The following is an 8,019-nucleotide window of genomic DNA, read 5'->3' on the forward strand; positions in this document are numbered from 1 at the left end:
ACAATGCCATTGTAGCGCTCTCCCAGCTGAGCTATGGCCCCGTAACTCGTTCGCGCCGTCTGGGTGACCGTCGCGGTGGGCGGCTTTATGGACAAAGTCCGACGCCGACGCAAGCATAAAATTTCAGGGGGCGATGATTTCCGGATCGCCGCCCCCTGACGGCCGCTTACGGCTCCTCGTCGCCCTGGACATCGACGACTTCGCCCATGTCGTCGCCATCGTCCAGCTCGTCGGCATCTTCCAGCAGGACGTCCTCGTCCTCGCCGACGCCGTCATCCACGTCCTCGGTGTCCAGCTCGTCGGCGACATCGACATCGTCACCGACGATCTCGGCGGCTTCGTCCAATTCCTCCTCGACTTCCGTATCCAGCACTTCCTCGTCATCGCGCGGGGCGACCACCTTCTTGGTGTCTTCCGTCGGCATCGGACGGGCGCGACGCGACTTCAGCAACGCCTCAGGATCGAAAATCGTGCCGCACGACGGACAGGTCGGCGGATCCTTCTTCATATCGTAATAGCGCGAGCCACAGCTGGGGCAGATGCGCTTAATACCCCACTCGGGTTTGGCCACGGCAGTCCTCCGTCAATAACGCGCGCCCAAGAAATTGCGCCGCGGTTCCGGCCGCATCTGCCATGACAGGCGGCCCCTGTCAAACGGAAGTAACAGTACCCCCGATTGTTTTCGCCGCTGGACGGCGTTGAATGGGGGTGCGGCTTTCCGGCTGGCGATCCCCATGCTATGTCGCAATGGATGATCTGTCGCGCCCCTTCATGGATGGTCCTGATCCCATGGCAGCGATCCCTGCCGATCCCTTGTTGATCTCTTGTCCCGCCCCGGGTCCCCTCCATGGCCGCTGGGAACTGCCCGGCGACCGGACTGCCGGCTTGTCGGCCATGGCCTGTGCGGCGCTGGCACTGGGCAGGTCCACCCTGTCCGGCCTGGTCGACACGGCGGAAGTCCGGGTCTTCAGGCGTGCGCTGGGCGCATTGGACGTGCAGACCTGTCCGCTGGACAACCATGGGGTGACCGTGCAGGGGCGGGGCGTCGGCGGCCTTGCCGAACCTGACCGGGTGCTGGAAACCGGCGGCAGCGGGGCCGTGGCGGCGCTGCTGTTGGGGATGGTGGCAAGTCAGTCAATCGTATCTACCATTGATCGCTGTGAGAGCTATGATCCAATAAGGGCGGACTTGACGGCGGCGCTGTCGCGAATCGGTGCCCGACTGGTTTTGCGCTCTGGCGGGCGTCTGCCGGGAACGGTCACGGGGGCCGCCCAGCCATTGCCGGCCAGCCATGGGGTGGACGGTGGATGGGAACGGGCCGCCTTGCTGCTGGCCGGGCTGAATATTCCCGGTCGCACATCGGTCCGGGGCGCCGGGACCGGTCCCCACGCCATTGACGGGCTGCTGGCCCATTTCGGCGCGAGGGTCGATGTCAGCGCCAGTGAAACAGGCGTCATGGGCTATGCCGAACTGTCGGCGCGCACGGTCCGCCTGCCTGGTGATGCCGATCTGGCCTGCATGGCACTGCTGGCGGCGCTGGCCCGGCCGGGGGGATCACTGTCCTTGCCGCGCGTGGCCATGGACCGGATCGGTCTGACGCTGCTTCCGGCCCTGCGCGCGTTGGGGGCGGATGTCCATGCGACCGGTGCCGGAACGTGTGACGGGCTGTCGGTGGCCGACCTGCATCTGCACGCGGTCGGGATGACCGGATCGGTCATTGATCTGACGCCCGCCATGCCATGGCAGGATGTTCTGCCCTTCCTGCTGGCGGCGGCGGGCATGGCGGTGGGGCAGACGCGGCTGACCGGTGCTGCGCGGATGTGGGATCATCTGACCCCGCGGATGCCTGCGCTGCTGGCGGCCGGCATTGGGATCCGCTGGGAAGGCGATGATCTGCTGGTGGGCGGCGGCCATCCGGCCAAGGCTTCCCCGATAATGGTGCAAGGCGATGTGCCGCTGGCGCTGGCCTTGCTGGCATGGGGGTGTCGAGGACAATCGCCCCTGTCCCTGCGCGGGACGGGCGCCGTGATCGACCGCCATCCCGGACTGATCGCCGGCTTCAACACCCTGGGCGGCGTCCTCCGCCTGGCTGAATAGCGCTGTTTCCGGTCGACCGGAAATACGCTCCAGTCCCGCAGACCCGGCGGCCAAAGAAAAAGCGCGGCGCTCCGAAGGTGCCGCGCTTTCTGAATCAATCCGATACCCGCTCAGATCAGGCGGAGATATTCACGAAGCTGCCGCGCGTCCGACCAGCGCTCACCGCTTCCTGACGCTCATTGTCGGTCGGGTTGGTGTTGGTCTGCTGCTGGTTCTGCGCAGAGGCCGTACGCTCCGTCTGCTCCTCTGTCGAGGGGGGCACGGGCTGCACGCGGGTACCCGTCGTGTTGTCCGGCGGACGCACACCCGGCGTCTGGAACACGGAACTGCTGTAGGAGGAAACGCCGCTGATCGCCATCGCACACCTCAATCGTTGTGGATAAAATAGGCCTCGCAGGCGTTTCCGTCAATCCGCAGTGCGCGCAAGGCAAAATTGCCGGCCATGCGGGCGTCGTCATTTCCGTAAAGGAATCGTCACGGGTGCAGACCATCGCCGTCCTGTCGGCACCGATGGGCTTGCCGCTGCCACCCGCCCGGGGTTATTGCTTGAAAAATCGGACAAAATGACCCTCCACGACCGGTTGGTCCGGAAACGGGGGCGGCACGAGGGGTACGGGCACTTGCAATCCAATGACAATGCCGGCGCCGCCGCCGGCCAGTGGTCGTCGCGTTTCGCCTTCCTGATGGCGGCGATCGGTTCCTCGGTCGGGTTGGGCAATATCTGGAAATTTCCCTATATGATCGGTACAGGCGGCGGTTCCGCCTTCATGCTGGTCTATCTCATCTGTGTGCTGGCCGTCGGCCTGCCCATCCTGATGGCGGAACTGACCTTGGGCCGCATGGGGCGACAGGGCCCCATCGACACGCTGGTCGCGCTGGGGCGCCGTTACACGGGGCGCACCTTCTGGGGGGCCATCGGTGGTATCGGTGTGCTGGCGGCGGTGCTGATCCTGTCCTTCTATTCGGTCGTGGCCGGCTGGTCTCTGGCCTATATCCCCAAACTTCTGACGGGACAGATGACCGGCCTGACGGGGGATCAGACCGGGGCTGTCTTCAATGCGCTGCTGGCCGATCCCTGGGCGCTGACCTTCTGGCACGCTCTGTTCATGCTGCTGACCATTGTGCCCGTTGCCAAGGGCATCCAGGGCGGCATCGAAAAGGCCGTGGTCTGGATGATGCCGCTTCTGTTCGCGCTGCTGCTGGTGCTCTGCATCTATGCCGGGATTGAAGGCGATTTCGCTGCCGGCATGGCCTATCTGTTCAAGCCTGACTTCAGCGCCGTGACGGTGGATGTGGTGCTGGCCGCGACGGGCCAGGCCTTCTTCTCGCTGTCGATCGGGTTGGGTACGATGCTGGCCTATGGTGCCTATCTGCCGGCCCATGTTTCCATTCCCCGCACCTCTGTCGTCATTGTCTTCGCCGCCATCCTGACGGCGGTCCTGGCGGGCGGGGCCATCTTCCCCATCGTTTTCGCCAATGGGCTCAATCCGTCGGCGGGGCCGGGGCTGGTGTTCGTGACCCTGACCGTGGCCTTCGGCGCCATGCCGGGCGGCGCGATTTTCGGTGCGGTGTTCTTCGTGCTGCTGGCGATCGCGGCGCTGACCTCCTCGGTCTCCCTGCTGGAACCGATTGTGGCCGCTTTCTCGGGCCGCACGGGCCTGTCGCGCGCGGCCTTGTCCTGGACTGGCGGCATCATCGCCTGGATCGTCGGTTTCCTGACCCTGTTTTCCTTCAATATCTGGTCGGATGTGCATCCGCTGGGCGGCACCCGCACCTGGTTCGACTGGATCGACTATCTCACCTCCAACATCCTGCTGCCCTTCGGCGGGGTCTGTCTGGCCCTGTTCGCCGGCTGGGTGGTAACGCGGGAGGACGCGATGAAGGCGCTGGGCTTTGAAAGCCCGCTGCTGTTCAATCTCTGGCGCCTGCTGGTACGGGTGGTGGCACCAGCCGGTGTGCTTGCAGCGGTCATTTCCAACATGGCCTGATCGTGCACAATGGCCCTGGTCGGGAAAGCCCCGTACCAGGGCCTGATTTATCGGGCATAGGAGGAAGGGTCGATGATCAATCTGCTGATGAATGTGCTGTGGCTGGTGCTGTTCGGCTGGAATGCCGGGCTGGCCTGGTTCGCCTCGACCATCCTCATGGTCGTTTCCATCGTGGGCATTCCCTGGGCGCGGGCAGCGTTCAATATCGGCCTGTTCATGCTGTGGCCCTTCGGCCGCGTGGCCGTCAGCCGCGAAATCCTGACGGGGCGGGAAGATATCGGTACCGGCCCTCTGGGCTTCATCGGTAACGTGATCTGGTTCCTGTTCAGCGGCGTCTGGCTGGGCCTGGGCCACCTGATCCTGGGCGCGCTCTGCTGCCTGACCGTGATCGGCATCCCGTTCGGTCTGCAGCATTTCAAATTCGCCGGTCTGGCCTTTGCCCCCATCGGCAAGACCATTGTCGACCGTGAAGTGGCCGACGCCGCCCGCTATCGATGACAGGGCGGCGTCCGGCGGCGCGGTCTCTCAGAACCGCTGCGATAACCAGATCGCGGTCCGTGACCCGGCCTTGATCAGGGCCGACAGCACGGGATAGCCCGTGGCCAGTTCCGCCTCGTGCGCCAGGCCGATATCGCGGTGCTCCAGCTCCTCGGCGCGGAACTGCTCAATCGTCGCCTTCAGCGCGGCCTCCTCCGGGCCCAGCTGTTCGGACTGATGAGCGTAATGCTCGTCGATGACCTCTTCCACGGCGACGGTGCAGGCCATGGCGGCGCGGCTGCCCAGGGCCGCCGTCCCGGCTCCCAGCGCCCAGCCCGCCACATGCCAGAAGGGTTGCAGCACCGTTGGCCGCACGCCGCGCGCGCGCGCCAGATCATTGAAGGTCTTCAGGTGGACCTGCTCCTGTTCCGCCATATGGCGGATCATCGGCCCCTTCTCTCCCTTGCCCATCACCGCCAGTTGCCCCGCATAGATGCGCGTGGCCCCATATTCGCCGGCCTGATCGACGCGGATCATCCGTTCCAGCGACGCCCCGGCATCGCCCGGCAGGTGTCGGGGCCGGGCATAGATGGGTGCCGCGTCGCTGTCGGTCAGGTCCGGCTCCGACAGGGGGCGGGGGGCCAGGACATGTACAGGCAGGCCAGGATTATGGTTTGTCATCGTGCCGACTCCGCGGAATAGGCTGCCTTCAGGGCAAACAGGGCCAGCAGCAGGCTGGCAATGGCGCTGTAGCCGGCAATGGAAATGCCGAACAGCGACCAGGGTATCTCGTCACAGCGTACCGCCGGTGCCGCCAGGATGGCGGCGCGCAGATCTTCCAGCCCGCCGGCGCTGACCGGGGCGGTGCAGGCCGTGAAGCCCTGCCACCATTTCTGTTCCACCCCCGCATGGAAAAGCGACAGACCCGACCCGACCAGGAACACCGCAGCGCCGGCCAGCAGGCTGAGGCGCCGGGTACTGCGGTCCAGCACCAGCAGGGCCGACGGCAGCAGCGGCAGCAGGGCGGCCATATAGGCATAGCGCTGCCACCAGCACATTTCACAGGGGTTCAGCCCGCCCCAATACTGGGACGCGAAGGCCGTAGCCAACGCACCCGCCGCGGACAGTGCCAACAGCAGCGAGGGCAGGCGGGGCGCGCCCGTCAGGCGGGCGAGGATGGTGTCTGTATGGTTCATCATGCCGCCGACTATATGATGGTGTGGAACCGTCGCAAAGCGTCCGTCGCCTGGGACGGATGGCCGCGCCTGTCCCTATGCGCGCCAGGGTGCAGGATTTCATTGACCGCGATCACATCATCACTATAGTGCCGCCTCGCGTTGATGCGCTCGGTGCCTCCGTGGCGAAATGGTAGACGCGGCAGACTCAAAATCTGTTGCCCGCAAGGGCGTGTTGGTTCGAGTCCGACCGGGGGCACCAATCCTTCCCAGACATTGCCGGTAAGACAAGCCCGCTCCGCCATTGGGGCCAATATGGGCATGTCTATCCGGTCCATCTGCCGGATAGGCCGAACGGCTGCTTGGTGCCGCCGCGTCCCATGGTTAACCTTGCCCGCATTCCGGATGCCGTCGGCATCCGCAAGATCGCGGAAGGAAAGCCCATGCGTCACTCCCTGCTGAAGCCGCTGCTGCTGACGGCGGCCCTGGCCCTGCCCCTGTCACCGGCAATGGCCGCCGATTCTGCGGCCGCGACCCAGGTCGCCGCTGCCGGGTTGCGCGATGCGCTCGGTCCCGTTCTGGCCGGCGATCAGCGTTCCCCGGAGAACAAGGCCCGTGACCCGTGGCGTCACCCTGTCGAGACGCTGGAATTCTTCGGCGTGGAGCCGGGGATGAAGGTGGTGGAGATCTGGCCCGGTGGCGGCTGGTACACCGAGGTGCTGGGGCCGCTGCTGAACGCCAACGGCACCTATATTGCGGCGGGGGCCGATCCGAACGGCGCCTCTCCCAACACGCTGGCCGCCATCCAGCGTTTCAAGGACAAGCTGGCGGCCAAGCCCGACCTCTATGGCAACACCCAGGTGGTCGGATTCGGCCCCAAGGCGCTGGATTTCGTGCCGGCCGGGTCCGTCGACCGCGTCCTGACCTTCCGCAATGTCCATAACTGGATGGGCGCCGGCTGGGCGGAGGATGCGTTCAAGGCCATGTTCAAGGCGCTGAAACCCGGCGGCGTGCTGGGCGTGGTCGAACACCGCGCCAACAAGGACCAGCCGCAGGATCCCAAGGCCCCCAACGGCTATGTCCGGGAGGATTATGTGATCAAGCTGGCGACCGATGCCGGCTTCAAACTGGTGGCGACGTCGGAGATCAATTCCAACCCGCGTGACACCAAGGACCATCCCAAGGGTGTGTGGACCCTGCCGCCAACCCTGACCTTGAAGGATCAGGACCGCGATAAATATCTGGCCATCGGGGAAAGCGATCGCATGACCCTGCGATTCGTGAAGCCTGCCAACTGACCTGATATCCGGATCCCGGGGGAGAGATCATCATGGACATTATCCTGCACCATTATGATGCCTCCCCCTATTCGGAGAAGATGCGTGCCTATCTGGGCTTCAAGCGGGCGGCGTGGAAGTCGGTGCTGGTTCCGTCCGTGGCGCCCAAGCCCGACCTGACGCGGCTGACCGGCGGCTATCGCCGCACGCCGGTACTGCAGATCGGGGCCGACATCTATTGTGACACCAGCCTGATGATCGAGCGGCTGGAACAGGTGTTGCCCGGTCCGGCCCTGGCCACGGGGCCGGCAGCCGCTGCCCAGGCGCTGACGGGCCTGTGGGCGGAGGCCGATTTCTTCTGGCGGGCCGCTCGCCTGGCGCTGGCGGTGAAGGCGGACGAGTTGCCCGACGCCTTCCTGGCCGACCGCGGCGCCATGCTGGGGGCCGTGCTGGACCGCACCCAGATGAAGGCGGCCCTTCCGGCGCTGGCCGGCAATGTCCGGGCGCTGCTTCCCATCATCGAAAACGGTGTCGCCCAGGCCGGCGACTTCCTGGGCGGGCAGGGACCATCGATGGCCGATTTCCAGCTTTATCATACGCTGTGGTTTCTGGGGGGAGTCGATGGCCTGACCCGTCTGGGGCTGAAGGCCGGCCCGCTGACAGCCTGGCTGGACCGGATGACCGCCTTCGGCCATGGAGACCGGCAGGAGATCCCGGCCGCCACCGCGCATGACGTGGCGGCTGCCGCCACCCCGAACGATCTCCCCCCGCATCTGGATGTACCGGGGACACCGGCGCTTGGCCTGCCCATGGCTGTACAGCCGGAAAGCTTCGGGAAGGAATCGTCGCTGGGAAATCTGGCCGCGCTGTCCGCTACCCGCATCGCGCTCGATCATCAGCCTGATGGCTTGGGCCCCGTCCGCGTCCATTTCCCCCGTCTGGGCTATGTTTTCCGTCTGATTTCAAGAAAGTGACGATGCTGTGAAGAATCTGGTTGCGTTGTGT

Annotated in this window: 9 protein-coding genes and 1 tRNA gene; 6 read left to right on the plus strand and 4 right to left on the minus strand. The window is 65.4% G+C overall.

Annotation, left to right across the window (positions count from 1 at the left end; all coding sequences use genetic code 11):
* Positions 1-166: 166 nt before the first annotated feature.
* Complete coding sequence (locus tag ACODTW_RS27980; RefSeq protein ID WP_488949493.1) at positions 167-571, minus strand: TIGR02300 family protein; 405 nt, start codon at positions 569-571, stop codon at positions 167-169.
* 218 nt (positions 572-789) lie between these two features.
* On the opposite strand from ACODTW_RS27980, the gene ACODTW_RS27985 reads away from it, so the two are divergent.
* Positions 790-2,097 carry a 3-phosphoshikimate 1-carboxyvinyltransferase gene (locus ACODTW_RS27985; RefSeq protein WP_488949494.1) on the plus strand — a complete coding sequence of 436 codons (1,308 nt, stop codon included), beginning with the start codon at positions 790-792 and terminating at the stop codon, positions 2,095-2,097.
* 115 nt (positions 2,098-2,212) lie between these two features.
* On the opposite strand, the gene ACODTW_RS27990 is transcribed toward ACODTW_RS27985, so the two are convergent.
* Positions 2,213-2,455 (minus strand): hypothetical protein, encoded by a 243-nt coding sequence (locus ACODTW_RS27990; RefSeq protein WP_488949496.1) that lies wholly within the window; start codon positions 2,453-2,455, stop codon positions 2,213-2,215.
* 262 nt (positions 2,456-2,717) lie between these two features.
* On the opposite strand from ACODTW_RS27990, the gene ACODTW_RS27995 reads away from it, so the two are divergent.
* Together ACODTW_RS27995 and ACODTW_RS28000 are read left to right on the plus strand one after the other, a co-directional pair.
* Positions 2,718-4,085, plus strand: a complete 1,368-nt coding sequence (locus ACODTW_RS27995; protein WP_488949497.1) for a sodium-dependent transporter — start codon at positions 2,718-2,720, stop codon at positions 4,083-4,085.
* A gap of 72 nt (positions 4,086-4,157) precedes the next feature.
* On the plus strand, positions 4,158-4,583 hold the full coding sequence (locus tag ACODTW_RS28000; RefSeq protein ID WP_488949499.1) for a YccF domain-containing protein: 426 nt from the start codon (positions 4,158-4,160) through the stop codon (positions 4,581-4,583).
* Between the two features lie 27 nt (positions 4,584-4,610).
* Here ACODTW_RS28000 and ACODTW_RS28005 read toward each other — a convergent pair whose 3' ends face one another.
* Together ACODTW_RS28005 and ACODTW_RS28010 are read right to left on the minus strand one after the other, a co-directional pair.
* On the minus strand, positions 4,611-5,243 hold the full coding sequence (locus ACODTW_RS28005; RefSeq protein ID WP_488949500.1) for a demethoxyubiquinone hydroxylase family protein: 633 nt from the start codon (positions 5,241-5,243) through the stop codon (positions 4,611-4,613).
* Entirely contained in the window at positions 5,240-5,761 is a 522-nt protein-coding gene (locus ACODTW_RS28010) for a disulfide bond formation protein B (RefSeq protein ID WP_488949501.1), read from the minus strand. The genes ACODTW_RS28005 and ACODTW_RS28010 overlap by 4 nt, the downstream gene beginning before the upstream one ends.
* Positions 5,762-5,913: 152 nt before the next feature.
* On the opposite strand from ACODTW_RS28010, the gene ACODTW_RS28015 reads away from it, so the two are divergent.
* The 3 genes from ACODTW_RS28015 to ACODTW_RS28025 all read left to right on the plus strand — a co-directional run bounded on the left by ACODTW_RS28015 (position 5,914) and on the right by ACODTW_RS28025 (position 7,988).
* A tRNA-Leu gene (locus ACODTW_RS28015) sits at positions 5,914-5,999 on the plus strand.
* 118 nt (positions 6,000-6,117) lie between these two features.
* A complete protein-coding gene (locus ACODTW_RS28020; RefSeq protein ID WP_488949503.1) occupies positions 6,118-7,035 on the plus strand; it encodes a class I SAM-dependent methyltransferase in 918 nt (305 codons plus the stop codon).
* A 32-nt stretch (positions 7,036-7,067) separates the two neighbouring features.
* The gene (locus ACODTW_RS28025) at positions 7,068-7,988 is read left to right on the plus strand and encodes a glutathione S-transferase (RefSeq protein WP_488949504.1); all 921 of its coding nucleotides are present in this window, start codon (positions 7,068-7,070) and stop codon (positions 7,986-7,988) included.
* Positions 7,989-8,019: the final 31 nt, after the last annotated feature.

Source organism: Niveispirillum sp. FG148 (assembly GCF_057809655.1).

Excerpts from the sequence above, each read along its gene's own strand:
- ACODTW_RS27985 (WP_488949494.1), top strand. The coding sequence starts at position 790 with ATGGCAGCGATCCCTGCCGATCCCTTGTTGATCTCTTGTCCCGCCCCG.
- ACODTW_RS27990 (WP_488949496.1), bottom strand. The coding sequence starts at position 2,455 with ATGGCGATCAGCGGCGTTTCCTCCTACAGCAGTTCCGTGTTCCAGACG.
- ACODTW_RS28000 (WP_488949499.1), top strand. The coding sequence starts at position 4,158 with ATGATCAATCTGCTGATGAATGTGCTGTGGCTGGTGCTGTTCGGCTGG.
- ACODTW_RS28005 (WP_488949500.1), bottom strand. The coding sequence starts at position 5,243 with ATGACAAACCATAATCCTGGCCTGCCTGTACATGTCCTGGCCCCCCGC.
- ACODTW_RS28010 (WP_488949501.1), bottom strand. The coding sequence starts at position 5,761 with ATGATGAACCATACAGACACCATCCTCGCCCGCCTGACGGGCGCGCCC.
- ACODTW_RS28020 (WP_488949503.1), top strand. The coding sequence starts at position 6,118 with ATGGTTAACCTTGCCCGCATTCCGGATGCCGTCGGCATCCGCAAGATC.
- ACODTW_RS28025 (WP_488949504.1), top strand. The coding sequence starts at position 7,068 with ATGGACATTATCCTGCACCATTATGATGCCTCCCCCTATTCGGAGAAG.